Annotated in this window: 25 protein-coding genes; 11 read left to right on the top strand and 14 right to left on the bottom strand. The window is 71.9% G+C overall.

Annotated elements, in window-relative coordinates; genetic code table 11:
- Positions 1 to 51: 51 nt before the first annotated feature.
- Complete coding sequence (locus tag JJI54_RS10430; protein WP_203072888.1) at positions 52 to 504, bottom strand: cupin domain-containing protein; 453 nt, start codon at positions 502 to 504, stop codon at positions 52 to 54.
- A gap of 101 nt (positions 505 to 605) precedes the next feature.
- Between JJI54_RS10430 and JJI54_RS10425 the strand changes: the two genes are divergently transcribed.
- Both JJI54_RS10425 and JJI54_RS10420 read left to right on the top strand, forming a co-directional pair.
- Positions 606 to 1,196, top strand: a complete 591-nt coding sequence (locus tag JJI54_RS10425) for a TetR family transcriptional regulator (RefSeq protein ID WP_203072887.1) — start codon at positions 606 to 608, stop codon at positions 1,194 to 1,196.
- Between the two features lie 66 nt (positions 1,197 to 1,262).
- Complete coding sequence (locus JJI54_RS10420; RefSeq protein ID WP_203072886.1) at positions 1,263 to 1,604, top strand: DOPA 4,5-dioxygenase family protein; 342 nt, start codon at positions 1,263 to 1,265, stop codon at positions 1,602 to 1,604.
- Positions 1,605 to 1,710: 106 nt separating this feature from the next.
- On the opposite strand, the gene JJI54_RS10415 is transcribed toward JJI54_RS10420, so the two are convergent.
- From JJI54_RS10415 to JJI54_RS10370, 10 genes are all read right to left on the bottom strand, one after another.
- Entirely contained in the window at positions 1,711 to 2,265 is a 555-nt protein-coding gene (locus tag JJI54_RS10415; RefSeq protein ID WP_404817612.1) for a DUF4167 domain-containing protein, read from the bottom strand.
- Between the two features lie 209 nt (positions 2,266 to 2,474).
- Entirely contained in the window at positions 2,475 to 3,383 is a 909-nt protein-coding gene (gene prmC / locus JJI54_RS10410; RefSeq protein ID WP_203072884.1) for a peptide chain release factor N(5)-glutamine methyltransferase, read from the bottom strand.
- Positions 3,384 to 3,465: 82 nt separating this feature from the next.
- Entirely contained in the window at positions 3,466 to 4,521 is a 1,056-nt protein-coding gene (gene prfA, locus JJI54_RS10405; protein ID WP_203072883.1) for a peptide chain release factor 1, read from the bottom strand.
- Positions 4,518 to 5,765, bottom strand: coding sequence for a histidine--tRNA ligase (hisS, locus tag JJI54_RS10400; RefSeq protein WP_203072882.1), 1,248 nt, complete (start codon positions 5,763 to 5,765; stop codon positions 4,518 to 4,520). Before hisS ends, prfA begins: the two co-directional genes overlap by 4 nt.
- A gap of 69 nt (positions 5,766 to 5,834) precedes the next feature.
- The gene (locus tag JJI54_RS10395; protein WP_203072881.1) at positions 5,835 to 6,188 is read right to left on the bottom strand and encodes a HepT-like ribonuclease domain-containing protein; all 354 of its coding nucleotides are present in this window, start codon (positions 6,186 to 6,188) and stop codon (positions 5,835 to 5,837) included.
- Positions 6,185 to 6,502, bottom strand: a complete 318-nt coding sequence (locus JJI54_RS10390) for a nucleotidyltransferase family protein (protein WP_203072880.1) — start codon at positions 6,500 to 6,502, stop codon at positions 6,185 to 6,187. The genes JJI54_RS10395 and JJI54_RS10390 overlap by 4 nt, the downstream gene beginning before the upstream one ends.
- 3 nt (positions 6,503 to 6,505) lie before the next feature.
- Entirely contained in the window at positions 6,506 to 7,645 is a 1,140-nt protein-coding gene (gene ispG / locus JJI54_RS10385; protein ID WP_203072879.1) for a flavodoxin-dependent (E)-4-hydroxy-3-methylbut-2-enyl-diphosphate synthase, read from the bottom strand.
- Positions 7,646 to 7,776: 131 nt separating this feature from the next.
- On the bottom strand, positions 7,777 to 8,793 hold the full coding sequence (locus JJI54_RS10380; RefSeq protein ID WP_203072878.1) for a helix-turn-helix domain-containing protein: 1,017 nt from the start codon (positions 8,791 to 8,793) through the stop codon (positions 7,777 to 7,779).
- 92 nt (positions 8,794 to 8,885) lie between these two features.
- Entirely contained in the window at positions 8,886 to 9,932 is a 1,047-nt protein-coding gene (locus tag JJI54_RS10375) for an NAD(P)H-dependent flavin oxidoreductase (RefSeq protein ID WP_203072877.1), read from the bottom strand.
- 4 nt (positions 9,933 to 9,936) lie between these two features.
- On the bottom strand, positions 9,937 to 11,181 hold the full coding sequence (locus JJI54_RS10370; RefSeq protein ID WP_203072876.1) for an aspartate kinase: 1,245 nt from the start codon (positions 11,179 to 11,181) through the stop codon (positions 9,937 to 9,939).
- 165 nt (positions 11,182 to 11,346) lie between these two features.
- On the opposite strand from JJI54_RS10370, the gene ubiG reads away from it, so the two are divergent.
- A complete protein-coding gene (gene ubiG / locus JJI54_RS10365) occupies positions 11,347 to 12,069 on the top strand; it encodes a bifunctional 2-polyprenyl-6-hydroxyphenol methylase/3-demethylubiquinol 3-O-methyltransferase UbiG (RefSeq protein WP_203072875.1) in 723 nt (240 codons plus the stop codon).
- A 1-nt stretch (position 12,070) separates the two neighbouring features.
- Here ubiG and JJI54_RS10360 read toward each other — a convergent pair whose 3' ends face one another.
- The 3 genes from JJI54_RS10360 to JJI54_RS10350 all read right to left on the bottom strand — a co-directional run bounded on the left by JJI54_RS10360 (position 12,071) and on the right by JJI54_RS10350 (position 15,273).
- Positions 12,071 to 12,313, bottom strand: a complete 243-nt coding sequence (locus tag JJI54_RS10360) for a hypothetical protein (RefSeq protein ID WP_203072874.1) — start codon at positions 12,311 to 12,313, stop codon at positions 12,071 to 12,073.
- Between the two features lie 178 nt (positions 12,314 to 12,491).
- Positions 12,492 to 12,776 (bottom strand): hypothetical protein, encoded by a 285-nt coding sequence (locus JJI54_RS10355; RefSeq protein WP_203072873.1) that lies wholly within the window; start codon positions 12,774 to 12,776, stop codon positions 12,492 to 12,494.
- 184 nt (positions 12,777 to 12,960) lie between these two features.
- Positions 12,961 to 15,273 (bottom strand): mechanosensitive ion channel family protein, encoded by a 2,313-nt coding sequence (locus tag JJI54_RS10350; RefSeq protein WP_226381601.1) that lies wholly within the window; start codon positions 15,271 to 15,273, stop codon positions 12,961 to 12,963.
- 94 nt (positions 15,274 to 15,367) lie between these two features.
- On the opposite strand from JJI54_RS10350, the gene JJI54_RS10345 reads away from it, so the two are divergent.
- From JJI54_RS10345 to JJI54_RS10310, 8 genes are all read left to right on the top strand, one after another.
- On the top strand, positions 15,368 to 16,570 hold the full coding sequence (locus JJI54_RS10345; RefSeq protein ID WP_203072872.1) for an MFS transporter: 1,203 nt from the start codon (positions 15,368 to 15,370) through the stop codon (positions 16,568 to 16,570).
- 65 nt (positions 16,571 to 16,635) lie between these two features.
- Complete coding sequence (locus tag JJI54_RS10340) at positions 16,636 to 16,815, top strand: twin transmembrane helix small protein (RefSeq protein ID WP_226381600.1); 180 nt, start codon at positions 16,636 to 16,638, stop codon at positions 16,813 to 16,815.
- Positions 16,816 to 16,951: 136 nt separating this feature from the next.
- A complete protein-coding gene (locus JJI54_RS10335; RefSeq protein WP_203072870.1) occupies positions 16,952 to 17,698 on the top strand; it encodes an electron transfer flavoprotein subunit beta/FixA family protein in 747 nt (248 codons plus the stop codon).
- Positions 17,699 to 17,701: 3 nt separating this feature from the next.
- Positions 17,702 to 18,622, top strand: a complete 921-nt coding sequence (locus tag JJI54_RS10330; RefSeq protein WP_203072869.1) for an electron transfer flavoprotein subunit alpha/FixB family protein — start codon at positions 17,702 to 17,704, stop codon at positions 18,620 to 18,622.
- A gap of 89 nt (positions 18,623 to 18,711) precedes the next feature.
- Complete coding sequence (locus JJI54_RS10325; protein ID WP_203072944.1) at positions 18,712 to 19,590, top strand: 3-hydroxybutyryl-CoA dehydrogenase; 879 nt, start codon at positions 18,712 to 18,714, stop codon at positions 19,588 to 19,590.
- Complete coding sequence (locus JJI54_RS10320) at positions 19,590 to 20,648, top strand: mandelate racemase/muconate lactonizing enzyme family protein (RefSeq protein ID WP_203072868.1); 1,059 nt, start codon at positions 19,590 to 19,592, stop codon at positions 20,646 to 20,648. The genes JJI54_RS10325 and JJI54_RS10320 overlap by 1 nt, the downstream gene beginning before the upstream one ends.
- A 23-nt stretch (positions 20,649 to 20,671) precedes the next feature.
- Complete coding sequence (locus JJI54_RS10315) at positions 20,672 to 21,400, top strand: potassium channel family protein (protein ID WP_203072867.1); 729 nt, start codon at positions 20,672 to 20,674, stop codon at positions 21,398 to 21,400.
- Positions 21,401 to 21,469: 69 nt separating this feature from the next.
- Entirely contained in the window at positions 21,470 to 22,423 is a 954-nt protein-coding gene (locus JJI54_RS10310) for a Bug family tripartite tricarboxylate transporter substrate binding protein (RefSeq protein WP_203072866.1), read from the top strand.
- The last annotated feature ends 3 nt before the right edge of the window (positions 22,424 to 22,426 follow it).

Below are 22,426 nucleotides of genomic sequence, written 5' to 3'. Positions count from 1 at the left end.
TTGGCCAGGCCCGCGGCCTGACGGCGCGACCCGCGCGGGCGGCCCTTCGCCTCAGACCAGCAATTCGACGCCGCAGGCGGCGGAGCGGCGGCGGATTTCCGCCAGCGCGGCCTCCGGCGGCGGCCCCGGCGGGGTGACGGGCGCGAAGCCCGGCGGCACCGCCTCCCCCAGGCCTGAGAAGAAGGCCTCATGCTGGTGGCCCGGCCAGTTGAGGATCAGCATCCGCGCCTCCCCCTCCCCCACATTGCGGAAGGCATGCGGCGCGCCGGTGGGGATCGGCACATAGTCGCCCGCGCCCACCACGCGATCCTGCCCGTCCACGCTGAAGGCATAGGTGCCGGCCAGGATATAGAAGGCCTCCCCATCCCCCGCATGGCGGTTGGGCGGCGCGCCGGCGCCGGGGGCGGAACGCGCCTCCGTCAGCAGGAAGGGCGAGCCCTGCGACGGGCGCGCGCGGAAGGTCAGGACATTGCCGAAGAGGTGGTAGCTGGGCTGGTCGGCCACGGGGCGGGTCCTCCTGGGGTTTCGGGCGCTCGGCACAGGGGCTAGATTAGACGCATGTCTCTTCATGAGACAATAGTATCATGAAGCCCCGGGGTGGTGGCATGCGCCTGGATACCGGCCGGTCGGCCCAGAAGCTGAGGACACGGCAGGCGCTGCTGGCGGCGGCGCGGGCGCTGGTGGCGCGCGGCGAGGCGGTGACGGTGGCGGCCGCGGCGGCGGAGGCCGGCATCTCCAAGGCCACCGCCTATCGCTATTTCCAGGAGGCCGACACGCTGGCGATGGAGGCGGCGCTGGATGGCCGCTTCGCCGGGCCCGCCGAGGTGGTGGGCGATGCCGCCGAGGTGCGGGAGCGGGTGCATCGGGTGCATCGCTACCTCTTCGAGGCGACGGCGGCGAATGAGCGGGGGTTCCGCCTGTTCCTGGCCAAGGCGCTGGAGGCTTCCGCCCAGGAGGGTGCGCCGCTGGTCCGGGGCGGGCGGCGGCTGCCGATGTATGAGCTGGCGCTGGCCCCGGTGCGGGACCGGATGGCGCCGGCGGCCTTCCAGGACCTGGTGCGGGCCTTGTCCGGGGCAACGGGGCTGGAGGCCTGGCTGGCGCTGCGCGATGTCTGCCGGCTGGATGCGGCGGAGGCCCAGCGCATCGCGGCGCTGACGGTGGATGCCATCCTGGATTCGATGCTGCCCCGGGGCTGAGGGGTTGCCGGCTTGCGCCTTGCCGCGCGGGGCGGGAGGCTGTGACGGCCTTCAGGAATGCGATGGATGAGCGACGCGATCTCGGGCTGGCACGCCCATATCTACTACGACCCGGCGGCGACGCGGCCGGTGGCGGCGGCGCTGCGGGAGGGGATCGCGGCGCGCTTCCCGGATGCGGTGCTGGGGCGGTGGCATGACGTGCCGGTCGGCCCGCATCCCACGGCCATGTACCAGGTGGCTTTTCCGGCCGCGCTGTTCCCGGAGCTGGTGCCCTTCATCGCGTTGAACCGGGCCGGGCTGACGGTGCTGGTGCATCCCGAGACCGGGCGCCAGCGGGCCGATCACACGGCGCATGCGCTGCGGATGGGCGCGGTGCTGCCGCTGGATGTCAGCGTGCTGCCGGAATAGCCCGGATCCCGGCGGTCCAGGGTCGCCTTCGACCCTGGCCGGGGGTGCAGGGGGACGGCGTCCCCCTGCGTGCGGGGTTGGTGCAGGGGGACAGGTCCCCCGCCAGTCACCCGTCCCGCTGGTCCCGGTCCCGGTCGCGGGGATCGGGCTGCTGGTCGTCCTGGTCCATGGCGTGGCCGTTGCCGCGGTCCGCATGGCCGTTGCCGTATTGGGGCGCGTGGATCTGCTGCGCCAGGTTGGCTTCGTTGCGGTTGAGGTCGGGCTGTTCGCCGCTGCCCTCCCCGCCGCCATCCTGGTCCGGGCCGTTCTGGTAGCGGCGCTGCTGGTGCTGGGGCGGGCCGCCCTGCTGCTGGGCCGCCTGGCTCATGGCGTTGAGGATGCGGAAATAGTGCTCCGCATGCTGGAAGTAGCTTTCGGCCATGACGCGGTCGCTGGCGCTGGTCGCGTCCCGGCCGAGCTGGAGGTACTTCTCGAACAACTGCTGGGCCGTGCCGCGCAGGCGCATATCCGGGCCGTTGCTGTCGAAGACGTGGTTGCGGTTCATCGGCTGGTGGCCGCCGCCGCCGCCTCCCCCGCCGCCACCGCCGCCGCCGCCCTGGCGGTACGGACCGCCGCCGCCGCCACCTCCGCCCCCGTGGCGGTTGCCGCCGCGGCCGCGCATGCGCTTCATGTTCATTGGTATGGCGTTCGCCGTCTCGCAATCGCGCCGCCGGGCGGGAAGGCCCCGACCGGGAACGCGGCATCTTCGGGTTGCGTCATCGCGGCACGCCGGCGGCTGGAACCGGGCCGATTGCCCCCGTCCACCCTTGCCCGGCCGCTTCTGCCGGCGGTGCCGGGGCGCGCAAAGGCATCCCGGGCCGCGCGGCCAACCTAGTGCGCCGCCGGGGGCGCGACAAACGGTTTTTTCGCGATGTGATCCTTTGCGAGGATCAGGGCGCGGTCGATCCCGCCGAGATCGGCGCGGCATCCCGCGGGTTGCAGCCCGGCGGCGCGGGCCAGGCCCTCCACCGCCGCGCGCTGGCCCTGGCCGAGTTCGAGGATCGCGACTCCGCCGGGGGCGAGCAGGCCTGGCAGCGCGGCGGTGATGGCGCGATAGGCATCGAGCCCGTCCGGCCCGCCATCCAGGGCGAGGGCCGGTTCGTGCCGGGCGACGTCGGGCATCAGGCCCGGGATGGCGTCGCGCTCGATATAGGGGGGGTTGGAGAGCACCAGGTCGAAGGTCGAGTCGAGCGCCGTGGCCCAGTCCCCGGCCAGGAAGGCGGCGCGATCCGCCAGGCCGTTGTCGCGGGCGTTGCGGGCGGCCAGCGAAGCGGCCTCGGGCGCGCGGTCCAGGCCGATGCCGAAGGCGGCGGGGCGTTCGGCGAGGAAGGCCAGCAGCAGCGCGCCGGTGCCGGTGCCGAGGTCCAGCGCGCGGATCGGGCGCGCCGGGTCCGGGAAGGCTTCCAGCGCGGCCTCCACCAGCGATTCGCTGTCGGGGCGGGGGATCAGCGTGGCGGGGGAGACGGCGAGGTCGAGGGTCCAGAAGCCCTGGCGGCCGAGGATATGGGCGACGGGGACATGGTCGAGGCGGGCCTTGAGGGCCTGGCCGAAGCGGGTGGCGGCGGCTTCGGGGACCTCGGCGCGGGGGTCGCGGAGCAGGGCGTCCTGGGTGGTGCCCATGGCATGGGCGAGGAGGAGCCGGGCCTCGAAGCGGGGCTGGTCGATGGCGGCGGCGCGGAGCACCTGGCCGGCCTGGCAGAGATAGGCGCCGACGGATTGGCCGGGGGGGCAGGATGTCACGCCGACCCCCACCCTAACCAGCCTTCGGCGTCGTGGCCGTGCCCCGCCCCCCCGCAAGCGCGGGGGAGGGAACAGGGGGTCATCATTCGGCTTCCGCCGCCAGGCGGGCGGCCTCGTCCTCGGCGACCAGGGCGCCGATGATCTCGTCGAACTCGCCCTGCATGACGCGGTCGATCTTGTGCAGCGTCAGGCCGATGCGGTGGTCGGTCACGCGGCCCTGGGGGAAGTTGTAGGTGCGGATGCGCTCGCTGCGGTCGCCGGTGCCGACCTGGGATTTGCGGTCGGCGGCGCGGGCGGTGTCGAGCTTGTTGCGCTGCGCGTCATAGATGCGGGCGCGCAGCACCTTCATGGCCTTGGCGCGGTTCTTGTGCTGGCTCCGCTCCTCCTGCATCGCCACCACCGTCCCGGTCGGGATGTGGGTGATGCGCACCGCGCTGTCCGTCTTGTTGACGTGCTGGCCGCCGGCGCCCGACGCGCGGTAGGTGTCGATGCGGAGGTCGCTTTCGTTGATCTGCACATCCACCTCCTCGGCCTCCGCCATCACGGCGACGGTCACGGTGGAGGTGTGGATGCGGCCCTGGCTTTCGGTCGCGGGTACGCGCTGCACGCGATGGACGCCGCTTTCGAACTTCAGGCGGGCGAAGACGCCGCGACCCTCGATGGAGGCGGAGGCGCCCTTCACGCCGCCCAGCTCGCCCTCGTCATATTCCAGCACCTCGAACCGCCAGCCCTGGGTGGCGGCGTAGCGCTGGTAGGCGGCGAAAAGCTCGGCGGCGAAGAGCGCGGCCTCGTCGCCGCCGGCGGCGGGGCGGATCTCCAGGATCGCGTTGCCCTGGTCCGCGGCGTCGCGCGGCAGCAGCATCAGGCGGATCTCGCGTTCCAGCACCGGCAGGCGGTCGCGCAGCGCGAAGTATTCGGGCTCCGCCAGCTCGCGCAGCTCCGGGTCGCCGAGCATGGCCTCGGCCTCATCGCGCCCCCTTTCGGTGGCGCGGTATTCCTGGACCTTCTCGACCAGCGGCTCGAGCTCCGAGAGCTCCTTGGACAGCGCGCCGACCTGCGCGCCATCCGCCGTGTTGAGCTGGTCGCGGATCTCCTCGGCGCGGGAGAGGAGGCGGTCCAGCTTCTGGGGGAGACTCATCCGCGCAGCCTGGCCACGGCCTCCGCCGCGGTGATGCGGTCCTGGGTGCCGGCATCGAGGTCGCGGAGCTGGACGATGCCCTGCGCCACCTCATCCTCGCCCAGGATCAGGGCGGCGCGGGCGCCGATCTTGTTGGCGCGTTCCATGCGGCGCTTGAGGTTGCCCTTGTAGGCGATCTCCGCCGTCACGCCGGCCTGGCGGAGCTGCTGCGTGAGCTGGATGGCGGCGGCTTCCTGCGCCTCGCTGACCGGGATCACCGCCACGGGGCGCGGGGCGGCGGGGGTGGCGGCGAGCAGCATCGACAGGCGTTCGACGCCGGCGGCCCAGCCGACGGAGGGGGTAGCGGGGCCGCCCATCTCCTCGACCAGGCCGTCATAGCGGCCACCCGCCATGACGGTGCCCTGAGCGCCGAGGCGGTCCGTGACGAATTCGAAGGCCGTGTGGCTGTAGTAGTCGAGGCCGCGGACGATCCTCGGGTTCTCCCGGGTGGGGACCCCCAGGGTTTCGAGGTGCTTGAGGACGGCGGCGAAGAAGGCCGACGCGGCGGGGGTCAGATAGGGCTGGATGGTGGGGGCGGTGGCGACGATCCTGCGGTCGCCCTCATCCTTGCTGTCCAGGATGCGCATCGGGTTCTTCTCGAGCCGGATGCGGCTGTCCTCGGACAGGCTGTCCTTGTGCGCGGTGAAATGGGCGACGAGGGCCGTGCGGTAGGCGTCACGGCTTTCGGCGTCGCCCAGCGTGTTGATCTCCAGCACCACGCCATCGCTGATGCCGAGGTCCTGGAGGATGTTCCAGCCGGCGGCGATGACTTCCGCATCGGCCAGGGGCTCGGCGGCGCCGAGGATCTCCGCGCCGATCTGGTGGAACTGGCGGTAGCGGCCCTTCTGCGGACGCTCGTAGCGGAACATCGGCCCGGCATAGAAGACCTTGCGGGGCAGGTTGGACTGGGTCAGGCCGTTGGTGACCAGGGCTCGGCAGACGCCGGCCGTGTTCTCCGGCCGGAGCGTGATGGAATCGCCGCCGCGGTCGGTGAAGGAATACATCTCCTTGCTGACGACGTCAGAGGTCTCCCCGAGGGAACGGGCGAAGACGCGCGTGTCCTCGAAGATGGGCGTGGCCCATTCCTCGAAGCCGTAGAGGCCGGTGATCCGGCGCGCGGCGGTGATGACGTGATGGTGCCGGCGGTGGTCCTCGCCGATCAGGTCACGGGTGCCGCGGACGGGCTGGAGGGGGGTGCTGGCCATGGGGGGCGTATCGCGCCTGCGGCGCGTAGGAGCAAGAGGCGCGAGGCGCGCGGCGGGGCAAGGGGCGGTTCAGGGCGTGTCGGGGGGCACCAGGGGTCGCAGGCGCTCCAGAAGAGGCCGCAGTTCGTGGGTCACCACGCGCCACACGGTCTCCGGATCGACATCGGGGTAGTCGTGGACGATCCGGTGCCGCATTCCGGCCATGGCCTGCCAGGGAATGTCTGGATGCGCCGCCTTGAAGGCAGGCGTCATGCGCCAGGCGGACTCACCCACCACGCCAACGACGCGGGCGATGGCTTCCTGGTGCAATTCGCTGGCGAGGAAGGCGGCTTCGTCCAGGCCCTCGGCGAAGCGAAGCGCGGCGTTGGCCGCCTTGAAAAGATCCCGCAGCAGGGCCGCGTCGTCCTTCGGGCCGCGCGTCATGCGGCGAAGAGGAGCTGGGCGTCACCCAGGATGGTGGCGCGGCGGATGGGGTTGTGGCTTTTCTCGATGGCCGGGCGGTCGATGAGGTCTACCTCCCGCCCGAACAAGGCTTCCAGCGCGTCCTTCAGGTCGGCGAAGGCGGCGAAGTCGAAGCGGGCCTCGGGCGTGAACTCCACCAGAAGGTCCACGTCGCTCCGCGCCGGATCGAAATCGTCGCCGCGGGCCGCCGAACCGAAGACCTCCAGCCGGGTCACGCCGAAGCGGCGGCAGAGGGCCGCGATGGCGTCCTGGTGGCGGAGGATCTCCGGGTGCACGGGCTACTCGGCGGCCTGCTTCTCGGCCGCCGCTGCCTCGGCGGCCTTGGCGGCCTTCATGGCGTCGGCGCGGGCCTCCACGAGGCCGACGATGTGCTCCACCATCTCCTCCGTCCTGATCGTGTGGCTGGTCTTGCCCATGCCGTAGACCATGTGCGTGCCGGCGCCGCCGCCGGTCAGGCCGATATCGGTCATCAGCGCCTCACCGGGGCCGTTCACCACGCAGCCGATGATGCTGAGGGAGATGGGCTGGTCGATATGGGCCAGGCGCTCCTCCAGCTTCTCCACCGTGCGGATCACGTCGAAGCCCTGGCGGGCGCAGGACGGGCAGGAGATGACCTTCACGCCGCGGTGGCGGATGTGCAGGGACTTCAGCAATTCCCAGCCGACCGAGACCTCCTCCTCCGGCTCCGCGCTCAGCGAGACGCGGACCGTGTCGCCGATGCCGGCCCAGAGCAGGCTGCCGAGGCCGATGGCGGATTTCACCGTGCCCGCGCGGCGGCCGCCGGCCTCCGTGATGCCGATATGGAGGGGGTGGTCGCAGGCCTCCGCCAGCTGCTGGTAGGCGGCGACGGCGAGGAAGACATCGGACGCCTTCACGCTGATCTTGAAGTTGTCGAAGCCTTCCTGGAGGAGGTGGTCGGCGTGCCACAGCGCGCTTTCCACCAGCGCATCCGGGTTGGGCTCCCCGTATTTCTCCAGCAGGTGCTTCTCCAGGCTGCCGGCGTTCACGCCGATGCGGATGGAACAGCCATGGTCGCGGGCGGCCTTCACGACCTCCTTCACCCGTTCCTTGCTGCCGATATTGCCGGGGTTGATGCGGAGGCAGGCGGCGCCGGCCTCCGCGGCCTCGATCGCGCGGCGGTAGTGGAAGTGGATGTCGGCGACGATCGGGACATTCACCTCCCGCACGATTTCCGCCAATGCGGCGGTCGCTTCCTCGGTCGGCACGCTGACGCGGACGATGTCCACGCCCGCGAGTTCGCAGCGGCGGATCTGCTCGATCGTCGCCTGGGCGTCCTCGGTGGGCGTGTTGGTCATGGTCTGGACGGTGATGGGGCTGTCGCCGCCGACCGGGACCTTGCCCACATGGATCAGCCGCGACTTGCGGCGGGCGATCTGCTGGTAGGGGCGATAGGCCATGCTGCGTCCGTGGTCCCTGGTTCCTTGCCCCTCAGCATAGGGTGCCGGGGACCGGGATCACAGGGGGAAGCGGCTTGCGAATACCCCCACCCCGACTGTACCCCGCAAGCGCGGGGGAGGGAGCCTTCGCCTCAGTTGGTGCGGATGGTGGCCGGCGGCGGGGCGTTGCTGGCGGTCGCGGGCACCAGGCGCTGGCGCAGGCGATCGGGGTCCAGCACGATGTTGCGGCGGACGCCGATGATGCCCTCCAGCGCCGGGGAGAGGGTGTTCTCCACCACGATCTCCAGCGCATCGGCGCGGCCGGTATCCAGCAGCAGGCCGTCGCGCGGCGGCACGGGCCAGTGTTCGCCCGCGCGCAGCACGCGGTTCAGCAGCACCTGGCCGTTGCGGGGGTCCCGCACCTGCAGCCAGACGCCGTTCTCCCCGCTATTGGCGCGGGCGCGCAGCGCGACCTTGGTGCCTTCCGGCAGACCGGCGATGAGGGGCGGCGGCGGCGCGGGCGCCGGGGCCACCACGGGGGGCGGCGGGGCGGCGGGGACGGTGGCGGCCTGGGCGGCGGTATTGGCGCCCGGCGCGTTGATCCCGCCGGGCGGCGGCAGGGCGGAGAGCGGCAGCGTCCCCTCCCCGCGATTGGCATTGGCGCCGGGCAGCTGGCTGCGGCCCTGTTCGGCCGCGGCTTCAAGGCGCGGCGGCACGGGCGGCACGACATCGACGGTGCGGTTGCCGCCGCCGGTCCAGTTGAACCAGGCGACATAGGCACCGATGGCGATGACGGCGCCGATGCCGATCACGCCGCCCGCGGGCATGCCGCGTTCCGGCACGGGTTCTGGAAACACCAGCGTCGTCTTGCGCGTGACCGCGGCGCCGGACAGGTCGCGGAAGCGGCGCACCATCTCATCCGCATCGAGGCCGAGCGCCACCGAATAGGTGCGCACGAAGCCGACGGCATAGGCGGCGCCGGGCAGGTCCGCGATGCGGCCTTCCTCCAGCGCTTCCAGATAGGGGCGGCGGATGCGGAGGCGGACCGCCATCTCCTCCACCGACAGGCCGAGGGCCAGGCGGGAGTCGCGGAGTTCCTCGCCCACCCGCGCGGCCTCTGCGCCGGTGGAGTCGGGCTTTCGGGGGATGCGCTTCAGATCGTAGGGCACGGCATGGACACCTAGCGCGCGGCCGCGAAGGCCGCAAACCGAATCACGCGCGCGGCAACGCGCGTCATGCAGCTGTCAGGATATCGGCGCGGTCAGGCGGCCTGGCGCGCCGCGATGGCGGACGCGGCCTGCGTGATCAGCTCCTGCACGATCTCGACCGCGGGTTGTTCGCGCGTGACCATGCCGACGCTCTGCCCGGCCATCAGCGACCCGTTCTCCACATCGCCATCGACCACCGCGCGGCGCAGCGCGCCGGCCCAGTAATGCTCGATGTCGAGCTGCGCGGCCGCCTTCTCCACCTCGCCCGCCAGGAAGCGGCGGATCGTCGCGGCCTGGTGCTCGAGGAACCGCTTCGTGCCCTCGTTCTGCAGGGCGCGGACGGGAATGACGGGGAAGCGTTCATCGAGCTGCACGGTCGGCAGCGCATCCCGCGCGGCGCCGCGGATGAAGGCGCGCTTGAAGTTCGGATGGGCGATCGATTCGGTGGCGCAGACGAAGCGGGTGCCGAGTTGCGCGCCGGCCGCGCCCATCTCGAGGTAGGAGAGAATCGCCTCCCCCCGCCCGATGCCGCCGGCGACGAAGACGGGCACATCGCGGATGAAGGGCAGGATCTCCTGCGCCAGCACGGTGAGCGAGACGGGGCCGATATGACCGCCGGCTTCCGCCCCCTCGATCACCAGCGCATCGGCGCCGGAGCGGATGAGCTTTTTCGCCAATGCCAGCGCGGGGGCGAAGCAGACGATTTTGGCGCCGCCATCCTTGGCCGCCTTGATGGCGGAGGCCGGCGGGATGCCGCCGGCGAAGACGATGTGGCCGACCTTGTGGTCGAGGCAGGTCTGCACCAGCTGGTCCAGCCGCGGGTGCATGGTGATCAGGTTCACGCCGAACGGCTTCTGCGTGAGGGCCTGCGTGCCGACGATTTCCTGCGCCAGCCGGTCCGGTTCCATCGCGCCGCAGGCGATGACGCCGAAGGCGCCGGCATTGGACAGCGCCGCCACCAGGTTGCGCTCGCTCACCCAGGACATGGCGCCACCCATGATGGCGTAGCGCGTGCCGAAGAAGGCGGCGCCGCGGGCCATCAGGGAATCGAGGCGGGCCAGGGCCTCGGCCGGCGGGGCCTCCGGGGGGAGCGCGTCCATGGGATCAGCCCTCGCCGCGGCGGGCGGGCTCGGGCCCGTCCAGCCCATAGGCGGTGTGCAGCGCGCGCACCGCGAGTTCGGTGTAGTCGGCCGGGATCAGCACGCTCACCTTGATCTCGCTGGTGGAGATCACCTGGATGTTGATCCCCTTCTCCGACAGCGTCTTGAACATGGTGGTGGCGACGCCGGCATGGGTGCGCATGCCGATGCCGACGACGCTGATCTTGGCCACATCCGGGTCGGCGATCATCGCCTCGAACCCGATGCTGGCCTTCTCCTTCTCCAGCAGGTCGCGGGCGCGGGGCAGGTCGGTACGGCCCAGCGTGAAGGTCATGTCCGTGCTGCCATCGGCGCCGATGTTCTGGACGATCATGTCCACATTGACGTTGGCGGCCGAGAGCGGGCCGAAGACGGAGGCGGCGACGCCGGGCCGGTCCGGCACGCGGCGGAGGGTGACCTTCGCCTCGTCACGGGAATAGGCGATGCCGGACACGATGGGCTGTTCCACGATTTCGTCCTCGTCAACCACCAGGCTGCCTGGCTTGTCCTCGAAGCTGGAGAGCACCTGCACCCGCACGCGCTGCTTCATGGCCAGTTCCACGGAGCGCGTCTGCAACACCTTGGCGCCGACCGAGGCGAGTTCCAGCATCTCCTCATAGGAAATGCGGTCGAGCTTGCGGGCACGGGGCACGATGCGGGGGTCGGTCGTATAGACGCCGTCCACATCGGTGTAGATGTCGCAGCGATCCGCCTTCACGGCGGCGGCGATGGCGACGGCGGAGAGGTCCGATCCGCCGCGGCCGAGCGTGGTGATGCGGTTGCGCGTCGGCTCCAGCCCCTGGAAGCCGGCGATGACGGGCACCTGGCCGGCCTGCATGCGTTCGATCAGGAGCGAGCCGTCGATGCTCTCGACGCGCGCCTTGCCATGGGCCTGGTCGGTCAGGATGGGGATCTGCCAGCCCTGCCAGGACCGGGCCTCGACGCCGATGGTCTGCAGCGCGATGGCAAGCAGGCCGATGGTGACCTGTTCGCCCGTTGCGACCACGACGTCGTATTCGCGGGCGTCATGCAGGGGGGAAAGGTCCTGGCACCACTTGACCAGCTGGTTGGTGGCGCCGGCCATGGCGGAGACGACGACGGCGACCTCGTTCCCCGCCTCCACCTCCCGCTTCACGCGGTTGGCGACGTTGCGGATGCGGTCGAGGTCGGCGACGGAGGTGCCGCCGAACTTCATCACGATGCGGGCCATGGCCGGGTCCGGGATACCGTTCAAAAAGGGTCTTGGGGCGGATCGGGCGGGGTGGACCCGTTGCGCCCCGCCGGGGGGCGGACAGATAACGGGGGGCGGGCCGGCGGGCAACCTCGCCGGGAGAACCCTGCCTGGGCAACCAGGGCTTTTGTTGGGGGGGCGGTCATGGCGGGCACGGCGATCGAGGCGGAGATCCGGAAATTCGGCGCGCTGGCCGACCGGTGGTGGGACCCCGCGGGCCCGATGAAGCCGCTGCACCGGATGAACCCGCTGCGCACGGGCTGGATCGCGGAGCGGATCGCCCGCGCCCATGGGCGGACGGGGCGGGACCTGTCCGGGCTGACGCTGCTGGATGTGGGCTGCGGGGCGGGGCTGGCTTCCGAGGCTTTCTCCCGGTTCGGCGCGCGGGTGACGGGGGTGGATGCGGCCGCCGATGCCCTGGCCGCGGCGCGGGCCCATGCGGCGGCGGGGGGGCTGGAGATCGAGTACCGGGAGGGCGGGCCCGAGGACCTGCTGGCGGAGGGGCGGCGCTTCGATGCCGTCGTCGCGCTGGAGGTGGTGGAGCATGTGGAGGAGAGGGAAACCTTCTACGCGGCGCTGGCCGGGCTGGCGGCGGGGCCGGTCTTCCTCTCCACGCTCAACCGCACGGCGCGGTCCTTCCTGATGGCCAAGCTCGGCGCGGAATACCTGCTGCGGCTGCTGCCCATCGGCACGCATGACTGGCGGATGTTCGTCACGCCGGGGGAACTGGGCGCGGGGCTGAAGCGCGCCGGGCTGCGCGTGACCGACATCGCGGGGATGACGATGGACCCGCTGACGGGCGGGTGGCGGGAGAGCCGGGACCTCGGCGTCAACTACCTGGTCATGGCGCGGGCGGCCGGGGGGTAGGTCAGCCCCGCCGGCGCAGCGCTTCCTCGATCAGGCGGCGGTCGCGCGCCTCGCTCCGGCGGTTGTAGACGACGATGACCGCCCAGATCACGGCCAGCAGCCAGGCCCCCTGCCCCACCAGGAAGGGCAGCAGGATGAAGAGCAGGCCGCCCAGCCACAGGATGCCGTTGAACACGGCCTGGAAGGGCCGGCCCTGGAGCAGGATGGCGAGCGGCGGGACGAGGATGGCGAGGAGGTAGCTCATGCGCCGGAAATGGCCCCGTGGCCCTGCCGCTTCAATCGGATGGCGCGGTCGTTACGCCGCGCCCTCCCCGGGGCGGTGCCAGGCCGCCAGATGCTGGCCGCGGCCAGGCCGCCAGATGCTGGCCGCGGCTAGGCCGCGAGGTGCTTGCCGCGGCTAGGCCGCCAGATGCTGGCCGCGGCTAGGCCGCGAGGCGCACCACGCGGCCTTCCATCGCCTCCACCCGCCGCACGCCGATGATCTGGCCGAGATTGCCGGCGACGAGATGGACCATGCCGAGCGGCATGGCGTGCAGCGCGACCTCCGCCCGCATGCCATCCCCCTCCCGCGTCGCGCGGACCAGGTCGGGGACCAGGTCCCGCTTGGCGAAGGGCTCCAGCACGCGGGAGAGCAGGCCGGGGAAGGCATCGGCGGAGACGGTGAAGCGCGCGGCGACCAGCGCCTCGGCATCGAGGAAATCGGACATCTGACGAAAGGCTCCGGAAGGGCGACGAAGGGACCAGGCACCCGGCAACGCGCGACCACGCCCCCCATCGGGGGCGCGGGTCAGGCGGCCGGGCCGGTAATTCGGCCCCCAGCAATCCGCAGGGTCAGGGTCCGGAGCGTCGTCACCCGGCCACGCTAGCAGCGGCGCGGCCGGATGTCACGCGCTACGCCTTGGCCGGGGGGGCATCGGCCAGGTCCTCGGCCGGGTGCTTGTTCTCCGCCCGGTCGATGACGAGCTTCTGGTGGGGATACGGGATCTCGATGCCGAGCTTGTCGAAGCGCTGCTTGATGCGGCGGTTGAATTCCCGCCCCACCGCCCAGCGCGCCGTCGGCTCCCCCTTGATGCGGGCGCGGATGAGCACGCCGGAATCCGCCAGCCGCTCCACGCCCAGCACCTCCATCTCGTCGCGGATGATGGGGGCGAATTTCGGGTCGGCGCGGATCTCGGCCGCGACCTCCTTCATCACCGCCACCACGCGGTCCGTATCCTCCCCATAGGCGACGGAGACGTCGAGCACGGCGAAGCTGAAGTCGCGCGTCATGTTGGTGACGGTGGTGACGGCGCTGAAGGGGATGATGTGGACGCTGCCATCCTGGGCGCGCAGCCGGATGGAGCGGATGGAGAGCTGTTCCACCACGCCGGAGAGGCCGCCCACCTGCACCACGTCGCCGACCGCGACCGCATCCTCGAACAGCAGGAAGATGCCGGTGATGACGTCGCGGACCAGGGTCTGGGAGCCGAAGCCGATGGCGAGGCCGACGACGCCGGCGCCGGCGATCAGGGGGGCGACGTTGACGCCGATCTCGGTCAGCACGTTCAGCGCGATGAAGATCAGGATGGCGGCGGAGAGCACGGTGCGCAGCATGGGCAGCAGCGTGCGCACGCGGGCGCTGCGGGCCGCCTTGGCGTCGCGCGACAGCTTCGTCAGGTAGCGTTCGATCGCGGCGTTCGCGAGTTCCCAGACCGTGATGGCCGTGACGATGGTCAGGCCGACCGAGACGAGGGAGGAGAGGAGGCGGGCGCCGAGCTGGCCGCGGCGGAACCAGGCGAAGGATTCGATCCCCCAGCTTTCCAGCAGGAACAGCAGGGCGAGCACGCCGATGACCAGCGTCACCAGGCCCTTCAGCACGGGCAGGTAGCGGTTGGCCCGCGCTTCCAGCCCCGGATAGCGGCGGGCCATGTCGGGGCCGATGGCGAAGCCGCGGATGATGGCGCGGCGCGCCAGCTCATCCGCCAGCTTGGCCAGGGCCAGGATCAGGATGGTGGTGGCGGAGACGCGGATCAGGCGTTCGAAGCCGTCCCGGATCTCCAGCGCCCAGACGCCCCATAGCGCCATGAGCCAGAGGATGGCGAGCAGGTGCCAGATATCCGCCAGCCGGTCGCGCAGCCCGCGCATCATGCGGCGCATGCGGTCCGGGTTCTCCCCTTCCGCCAGCTCCGGCGCGCGCAGCGCCTGCGCCGCGGCTTCGCGGTTCTGCAGGATGACGATGACCAGCAGCAGGGAGACGATCAGCAGGTCGAGCCGCAGCACCGCGTCATAGGCCGCCCAGGGCATGCCGAAGAGCAGGCCGGATTCCGCGATGGCGTAGCCCGCCAGCGCCACCACGACGATGCGGCGGACCCAGATGGTGACATAGGCCGCCGTCTCGTCGCTGGCCGGGACCAGGCGGAGGTGGGTGGAGTTGGGGGAGAAGAGGACGCGCGACATGGCCATGACGGCGCGCAGCGCCATGTAGCTGTTGTTGGCCGTCAGCAGCACCAGCTCGGTCGTCGGCAGGGGCCGGACGAAGCCGATCATGCCGTAGGAGATGATGGCGAAGGCCGCGACCGGCACCAGGTCCAGCAGGAAGCGGGCCAGCACCAGCGGCACGCGGCGCACCCAGGTCCAGCGCGCATCGGGCGGGGGGGCCATGGCGTCCAGCCGGTCCGACCAGCGGCGCAGGCCGCGCCGCGCGCCCCATTCCGCCACCAGCCCGGCGCCGAACAGCAGGGCGAGCTTCCAGGCGGCATCGATCACGCGGGTCTGCGTCACCGGGTCCCGCGCCATGCCGCCGAGCCAGGTGAAGAGCGCGGGCAGGTCCGTCGCCGCCTGGACGGCGGCCACCATGCTCTCCGAGATGGATTGCAGGCGCTGCTGGGCGCCGATCAGCAGCTGGGCGCCGAGCGTGTTGGGGGCCAGCAGCGCGGGTTCCGCGGCCGCGGCGGGGGCGGGCTCGGCCGCCGGGGCGGCGGCGGGGGCGGTGCCGTTGCGCTGGGCGGCGGCCAGGGCCTCCAGCGTCCGCATCAGCTCCGCCCGCCGGGCATCGTCCCGCAGCAGGCCGAGCAGCCGGTCGAGCTCCGCCGGGCTGGCGGCGGGCGTGGCGGCCGGGGCGGCGGGCGTGGCCGCGGGGGGTGCGGGCATGCCCGGGACCTGCGCCAGCGCCGGGGCGGCGAGGAGCGGCAGGAGGATCAGGAAGGCACGGATGAGGGCGCGCATGGCGCAGCGGTACACCCTGCCGGGGGGGCCGCGGTCAACCCTGCGATGCGTCACCCTATGTTGCAGCGCAGCGCGGCGCGGGGGAGGATGGGGGGTGCCGATCGCCCCGCCCTCCCTCTGGTCCATCATGGTCGCGCTGCTGGCGGCGCATCTGGCGGGGATGGGGGCCTTCCTGACGGTGCCGGTGCTGGCGCCGGCCATGGCGGCGGAAACGGGCGTGCCGGCCAGCCTGGCGGGCTTCCACACCGCGCTGGTCTATCTGGGGGCGCTGTTCTCCGGCCCCTTCACCGGGCCGCTGATCCAGCGCTGGGGCGGCGTCCGCATGCTGCAGGTCTGCATGCTGGCGGTGGGGCTGGGCATCGCCATCGCCGCGATCGGGCATCCGGTGGCGCTGGTGGTCTCCGCCCTGGTGGCGGGGCTGGGGCATGGGCCGCTGACGCCGGGGGGCAGCCACCTGATCGCCGCCCATACGCCGCCCCGGCGCCGGGCGCTGGTGTTCAGCCTGAAGCAGGCGGGGGTGCCGCTGGGGGCCATGGTGGTGGCGGCGCTGGCGCCGGCGATCGCGCTGCTGGCGGGCTGGCGGGCCAGCATTCTCTGCATGGCCGGGATCGCGCTGGTGGTGGCGGTGGCGATCCAGCCGCTGCGGGCGGGGCTGGACCAGGGGCGGGATGCGCCGGGCGGCGGCGCCAGCGGCTTCGGCGGGCTGCTGCGCGAATCCGTGGCCGCCGTCGGCCTGCTGCGGCGGGACCCGGCGCTGGCGCGGCTGACCGCCATGTCCTGCGGCTACGGGGTGGCGCAGTTCTGCTTCTCCACCTTCTTCGTGGCCTATCAGGTGGCGGCGCTGGGGGTGGCGCTGGGCCAGGCGGGGCTGCACCTGGCGCTGGCGCAGGCGGCCGGCGTGGTGGGGCGCATCGGCTGGGCGCTGCTGGCGGATCGCTGGGGCGCCAGGCTGGTGCTGGTGGCCTGCGGCATCGGCGCCGGGGTGGCGGGGGGCACGCTGGCCTTCGCCGATGCCGGCTGGCCCATCATGGTCGTCACCCTGGCGGGGGTGGTGATGGGGGCCACCGCCATCGGCTGGAACGGGATCATGCTGGCGGAGGCCGCGCGCCTGGCCCCGCCCGGCCAGGTGGGGGCCGCGACCTCCGCCCTTTCCTTCGCCTTCGCGGTCACGATGCTGGTGGCGCCGCCCGCCTTTTCCCTGCTGATCGCGGCGACCGGGGGCTACCAGGCGGGCTTCCTGATGTGCGTGGCGGCGGTGCTGGCCGGGGCCTGGGCGATTGCCGGCGCCCGCCGCTAGCCGGCGCGCCGGCGGCTTGCCCTGGGGCCGATCCGTGCCATGTTGCCGGCATGGTCACGTTCCTGATGGTTCTCGTCATCCTTTCCCTGCTCGCGACCCTCGGCATCATGTTCGCGGGGATGGTCGGGCTGGTCCGCAGCGAGGATGGCGGCGGCGCCCGGTCCAACAAGCTCATGCGGCTCAGGGTCGTCATGCAGGGCGTGACGCTCGTCCTGTTCCTGCTCCTGGTCCTCGTGAAGGCCTGAGCAGGCGCAGCATCGGGCCGGGCCGCCGCGCCTTGCCCGGCCGGACCCACCGCCCTATGGTCCGGCCCGTTTTTGCGGCAGCGATTTGCGCCCGGTGCACCACGCGCGCCGGCGCCGACCAGGGATCCGGCAACCGATGAAAATCCTCGTCCCCGTCAAGCGGGTGGTCGACTACAACGTGAAGGTCCGCGTGAAGGCGGATGGCACGGGGGTCGAGACGGCGAACGTCAAGATGTCCATGAACCCCTTCGACGAGATCGCGGTCGAGGAAGCGGTCCGGCTGAAGGAGAAGGGGGTGGCGACGGAGATCGTCGCCGTCTCCGTGGGCCCCGCGGCGGCGCAGGAACAGATCCGCACCGCGCTGGCCATGGGCGCCGACCGCGGCATCCTGGTGGAGGCCGAGGGCACGGAGCCGCTGGCCGTCGCCAAGATCCTGAAGGCGCTGGTGGAGAAGGAAGGCCCGCAGCTGGTCATCCTGGGCAAGCAGGCGATCGATGACGACATGAACGCCACCGGCCAGATGCTGGCGGCGCTGCTGGGCTGGGGCCAGGGCACCTTCGCCAGCAAGGTCGAGATCGCGGACGGCACGGCCAAGGTGACGCGCGAGATCGATGGCGGGTTGGAGACGGTGGCGCTGACGCTGCCGGCCATCGTCACCGCCGACCTGCGGCTGAACGAGCCGCGCTACGCGTCCCTGCCCAACATCATGAAGGCGCGGAAGAAGCCGATCGAGACGGTGAAGCCGGCCGATCTCGGCGTCGATGTCACGCCGCGGCTGACGGTGCTGAAGGTGGAGGAGCCGCCGAAGCGCCAGGCGGGCAAGAAGGTCGGCAGCGTCGCCGAACTCGTGGACAAGCTGCGCAACGAAGCGAAGGTGATCTGAACCATGGCCGTCCTGGTCCTCGCCGATCGCGGCGAAACGGTCTCCCAGCCCACCCGCAGCGCGGTCGCGGCCGCGCAGAAGCTGGGCGGCGACATCCATGTGCTGGTGCTGGGCGCGGAAGGCGCCGCGGCCGCGGCGAAGCTGCCGGGGGTGGCCAAGGTGCTGGTCGCGTCCGGCGACGGCGTGGCGCTGGCGGAGCCGGTGGCGGCGCTGCTCGTCTCCCTCGCGCCCGCCTATGACGCGCTGCTGGCGCCGGGCTCCGCCGCCGGCAAGAACGTGATGCCGCGCGTGGCCGCGCTGCTCGACGTGCAGATCATCAGCGATGTCGCGGGCGTGGAGGGGCCGGACACCTTCCGCCGCTTCATCTATGCCGGCAATGCGCTGGCGACCGTGAAGACCAGCGACGCGAAGAAGGTGATGACGGTGCGCGCCGCCAGCTTCGACCCCATCCCGGCCGAGGGCGGCAGCGCCGCCATCGAGGATGCGGCCGCGGCGGCGAATCCCGGCGTCTCCAGCTTCGTGGGCGCGGAGATCGTGAAGCAGGAACGGCCGGAGCTGACGGCGGCGCGCGTCGTCGTCTCCGGCGGCCGCGCCATGGGGTCCTCCGACAGCTTCAAGATCCTGGAAGGGGTCGCGGATCGCCTCGGCGCCGCCATCGGTGCGTCCCGCGCCGCGGTCGATGCGGGCTATGCGCCGAACGACATGCAGGTGGGCCAGACCGGCAAGATCGTGGCGCCGGAACTCTACATGGCCTTCGGCATCTCCGGCGCCATCCAGCACCTGGCGGGCATGAAGGACAGCAAGGTCATCGTCGCCATCAACAAGGACGAGGAGGCGCCGATCTTCCAGGTGGCCGATTACGGCCTGGTGGGCGACGTCTTCAAGGTGATCCCGGAACTCGAGGCCGAGCTCGACCGGAAGTAGGACGATCCGCTTCGGCGGGGAGACGGATGCGCCGGTGGCGGCCCCTTCGCGGGCGGCCCCGGCGTTTTTCATGTAAGGGGGAGTGAATGATGGCGACGATCCAGAAGCTGGGCGTCATCGGCGCGGGGCAGATGGGCAACGGCATCGCCCATGTCGCGGCGCAGGCGGGCATCGAGGTGGTGATGCTGGACGTGGCGGAGGCGGCGCTGGCCAAGGCCGTCGCCACCATCACGAAGAACATGGACCGCCAGGTACAGAAGGGCACCCTGGCCGCCGCCGACAAGGACGCGGCCCTGGCCCGCATCGCCACCACGACGGACTATGCCCGCTTCGCCGAGTGCGACCTGGTGATCGAGGCCGCGACGGAGCGGGAGGACCTCAAGCTCAAGATCTTCGCGACCCTGACGCCGCATCTGCGCGCCGATGCGCTGGTGGCGTCCAACACCTCCTCCATCCCCATCACGCGGCTGGCGGCGGCGACGGACCGGCCGGGCCGCTTCGTCGGCATGCATTTCTTCAACCCCGTGCCGATGATGAAGCTGGTCGAGGTGATCCGCGGCCTGGCGACGGAGGATGCGACGGTGCAGGCCGTGGCGTCGCTGGCGGAGCGCATGGGCAAGACCGTCGCCTATGCCGCCGACTATCCCGCCTTCATCGTCAACCGCATCCTGCTGCCGATGATCAACGAGGCCTGCGTCGCGCTGCAGGAAGGTGTGGGCGACATCGTCTCCATCGACACGGGCATGAAGCTCGGCTGCAACCACCCGATGGGGCCGCTGGAGCTGGCCGACTTCATCGGGCTCGACACCTGCCTGGCGGTGATGGAGGTGCTGCAGGCCGGCATGGGCGACAGCAAGTACCGGCCGAGCCCGCTGCTGCGGAAATATGTCGAGGCCGGGTGGCTCGGCCGGAAATCCGGCAAGGGCTTTTATGATTACAGCGTGACGCCGCCGAAGCCGACGCGCTGATGAAGATCACGGGGCTCACTGCCGCCGCGGAGCATCTGAAGCCCGCCAGGGCCGCGGATGCCTATGCGGGGCGGGAGAGCCTGAGCTTCGTGCGGCTGCGGGTCGAGACCGATGCGGGCGTCTTCGGCGAAGGGCTGACCGGCCGCTTCCTCTCCGCGCAGGTCGTGGCGCTGCTGAACGGGGAATTCGCGCAGGCCGTGACGGGGCAGGACCCGATGGCGCATGAGGCGCTGCGGGGGATGCTGGCCAAGCGGTTGAACCCGCGCGGCGCCACCGGGCCCTTCGTCGCGGCGCTCTCCGCGCTCGACCTCGCGCTGTGGGACATCAAGGGCAAGGCGCTGGGGATGCCCGTGGCGCGGCTGCTGGGCGGCGCGCGGGATTCGGTGCCGGCCTATGCCACCGCGGGGATGCCGGCCTTCGCGGAAAGCGAGCTGGTGGCGGCCTGCGAGGCCGCGCTGGCGGAAGGCTTCGCCGGTGTGAAGGTGCTGGTCGGCACCGGGCGGCCGCTGGCGGAAGACGCGGCGCGCATCCGCGCGGTGCGGCGCGCCATCGGCGACGCGCCCCTGATGCTCGACGCCAATTGCGGCTTCACGGTCGCGGAGGCGAAGCGGCTGGCGGCGATGGTGGCCGACTGCGACATCGCCTTCTTCGAGGAACCGGTGCGGGACAACGACATCGCCGCGCTGGCCGAACTCCGCCGCGCGACCGCCATTCCCCTCGCCTCCGGCCAGATGATGCAGTCGCCGGGCTGGTTCCGGGACGTGCTGGCGCAGGGCGCGCTGGATATCCTGCAGCCCAACGCCGCCTTCTGCGGCGGGATCACGTCGATGCTGCGGATCATGGCCCTGGCGGAGGCGCATGGCGTGCCCGTGACCGGCGCCGGCGGGTTCGAGGCGGCGAGCCTGCCCGCCATGGCCGGCCACGCCCATGGCGGCATGCTGGAAGTCCACGGCGCCCATGCGGCGCTGCGCGACCGCTTCGCGCACCACCCCGCTGTCGAGCGCGGGCGCATCGTGGTGCCGGAGACCCCCGGCCTCGGCTTCGGGTTGCGGCCCTGAGCACCCTGCCCCAGTTCCAGGGCGTGGGCGGCCGGCCGGGGGCGCTGGCGGCCTATGGGCTGCTGGCGCTGGACCTGGCGGCGCTGGGCTGGGTGATCCTGGAATCCTTCCTGCCCGAGACCACCACCGTGCTGGCGATCGACATCGCGGTGGGGCTGGTGCTGGTGGGGGAGATGGCGCTGCGGCTGCGATCCTCGCGCGCCGCAAGGCGGGAATTGCTGCACCCCGCGGGCATCGCGGACCTGTTGGCCGTCGTCTCCTTCCTGCTGGCGCCCTTCTTCGCGGGGTGGGGGTTCCTGCGCAGCCTGCGGACGCTGCGGCTGCTGCGCTCCGCCCGGCTGGTGATCCATCTGCGGCAGGACCTGCCCGCCTTCCGGCGGAACCAGGAAGCGGTGGTGGCGGCGGCCGACCTGCTGGTCTTCATCATCGTGATGACGGGCGTGGTGCATGCCACGCAGCACCGGGTGAACCCGGACATCACCAACTGGGCGGATGCGCTCTACTTCACCGTCACGGCGCTGACCACGACGGGCTTCGGCGACATCACCCTGGCGGGCACCGGGGGGCGGCTGACCACCGTCGTCATCATGCTGGCGGGCGTCACGCTGTTCCTGCGCCTGGCGCAGGCGCTGTTCCGCCCGGCCAAGGTGCGCTTCCGCTGCGAGAGCTGCGGCCTGATGCGCCACGACCCGGATGCGGTGCACTGCAAGGCCTGCGGAAGCCTGCTGAACATCCCGGACGAGGGCGATTGAAGGCGGGGCCGGTCGCCGCCATGCTCCCCCGATCCGCCCCGCAGAGGGCGCCCCTGGGAGAGACATCCGATGCGCCTGACGCGCCGCAGCCTGCTCGCGACCCCCCTCCTCCTCCCCGTCTCGGCCCGCGCCCAGACCGGCTGGCAGCCGACGCGGCCGATGCAGCTGATCGTCGGCTTCGCGCCGGGCGGCGGCACCGACATCATCGCCCGCACCATCGTGGAGGCCGTGACACCCGCCTTCCCCGTGCCGCTGGTGGTGGTGAACCGCCCCGGGGCGGGCGGGGCGATCGCCGCCGAGCAGGTGGCGCGCGCGGCGCCGGATGGCCATACGCTGCTGATGGCGGGGGGGTCGGAGAGCACCTCCCTGCCCGCCCACCGGGACCTGCCCTATGACCCGAAGCGCAGCTTCTCCGCCGTCATCCGCCTGACGCGCAACGCGCATTTCATCTGCACGCGCGGGCGCGGGGGCCGGTTCACCACCCTCGCCCAGGTGATCGAGGCCGCGAAGGCCAATCGCGGCGGCATCACCCATGGCAGCTCCGGCGTCGGCACGCTGTCCCATTCCATCTTCATCATGTTCGAACGCGCGACGGGGACGGAGCTGCTGCACGTGCCCTATACCGGCGGCGGGCCGCAGCAGCAGGCGCTGCTGGCGGGGCAGATCGACCTGGCGGTGCAGGCCTCCGACGAGCTGGGCGGGCTGGTGGCGTCGGGGGACATGCTGCCGCTGGCCGTGACCACCGCCGAACGCCACCCCGCCTATCCGCAGGTGCCCACCATGCGGGAGCTGGGCAGCGACCTGGTGGCGGAGAACATGAAGGGCTGGGTCGGCCCCGCCGGGCTGACGGAGGAGATGACGGGCTGGCTGCATGACCGCTTCCGCCAGGGCATGGCGACGCCGGTCTGGCGCCGCTTCATGGAACGCGCCGGCGACCCCGATGGCTACGCCAATGGCCCCACCTTCCAGCGCGACATGGACACGCTGCTGGACGCGATCCGGGGCGCCATGCGGCGGGGCTGAGGC

It is taken from the genome of Falsiroseomonas ponticola (assembly GCF_016805305.1).
In the GTDB taxonomy this organism is placed as follows: domain Bacteria; phylum Pseudomonadota; class Alphaproteobacteria; order Acetobacterales; family Acetobacteraceae; genus Falsiroseomonas; species Falsiroseomonas ponticola.
This window is presented reverse-complemented; position numbering and strand designations above follow the sequence as displayed.

Excerpts from the sequence above, each read along its gene's own strand:
- JJI54_RS10425 (WP_203072887.1), top strand. The coding sequence starts at position 606 with ATGCGCCTGGATACCGGCCGGTCGGCCCAGAAGCTGAGGACACGGCAG.
- JJI54_RS10420 (WP_203072886.1), top strand. The coding sequence starts at position 1,263 with ATGAGCGACGCGATCTCGGGCTGGCACGCCCATATCTACTACGACCCG.
- JJI54_RS10415 (WP_404817612.1), bottom strand. The coding sequence starts at position 2,265 with ATGCGCGGCCGCGGCGGCAACCGCCACGGGGGCGGAGGTGGCGGCGGC.
- prfA (WP_203072883.1), bottom strand. The coding sequence starts at position 4,521 with ATGAGTCTCCCCCAGAAGCTGGACCGCCTCCTCTCCCGCGCCGAGGAG.
- hisS (WP_203072882.1), bottom strand. The coding sequence starts at position 5,765 with ATGGCCAGCACCCCCCTCCAGCCCGTCCGCGGCACCCGTGACCTGATC.
- JJI54_RS10395 (WP_203072881.1), bottom strand. The coding sequence starts at position 6,188 with ATGACGCGCGGCCCGAAGGACGACGCGGCCCTGCTGCGGGATCTTTTC.
- ispG (WP_203072879.1), bottom strand. The coding sequence starts at position 7,645 with ATGGCCTATCGCCCCTACCAGCAGATCGCCCGCCGCAAGTCGCGGCTG.
- JJI54_RS10375 (WP_203072877.1), bottom strand. The coding sequence starts at position 9,932 with ATGGACGCGCTCCCCCCGGAGGCCCCGCCGGCCGAGGCCCTGGCCCGC.
- JJI54_RS10370 (WP_203072876.1), bottom strand. The coding sequence starts at position 11,181 with ATGGCCCGCATCGTGATGAAGTTCGGCGGCACCTCCGTCGCCGACCTC.
- ubiG (WP_203072875.1), top strand. The coding sequence starts at position 11,347 with ATGGCGGGCACGGCGATCGAGGCGGAGATCCGGAAATTCGGCGCGCTG.
- JJI54_RS10360 (WP_203072874.1), bottom strand. The coding sequence starts at position 12,313 with ATGAGCTACCTCCTCGCCATCCTCGTCCCGCCGCTCGCCATCCTGCTC.
- JJI54_RS10355 (WP_203072873.1), bottom strand. The coding sequence starts at position 12,776 with ATGTCCGATTTCCTCGATGCCGAGGCGCTGGTCGCCGCGCGCTTCACC.
- JJI54_RS10350 (WP_226381601.1), bottom strand. The coding sequence starts at position 15,273 with ATGCGCGCCCTCATCCGTGCCTTCCTGATCCTCCTGCCGCTCCTCGCC.
- JJI54_RS10340 (WP_226381600.1), top strand. The coding sequence starts at position 16,636 with ATGGTTCTCGTCATCCTTTCCCTGCTCGCGACCCTCGGCATCATGTTC.
- JJI54_RS10335 (WP_203072870.1), top strand. The coding sequence starts at position 16,952 with ATGAAAATCCTCGTCCCCGTCAAGCGGGTGGTCGACTACAACGTGAAG.
- JJI54_RS10330 (WP_203072869.1), top strand. The coding sequence starts at position 17,702 with ATGGCCGTCCTGGTCCTCGCCGATCGCGGCGAAACGGTCTCCCAGCCC.
- JJI54_RS10325 (WP_203072944.1), top strand. The coding sequence starts at position 18,712 with ATGGCGACGATCCAGAAGCTGGGCGTCATCGGCGCGGGGCAGATGGGC.
- JJI54_RS10320 (WP_203072868.1), top strand. The coding sequence starts at position 19,590 with ATGAAGATCACGGGGCTCACTGCCGCCGCGGAGCATCTGAAGCCCGCC.
- JJI54_RS10310 (WP_203072866.1), top strand. The coding sequence starts at position 21,470 with ATGCGCCTGACGCGCCGCAGCCTGCTCGCGACCCCCCTCCTCCTCCCC.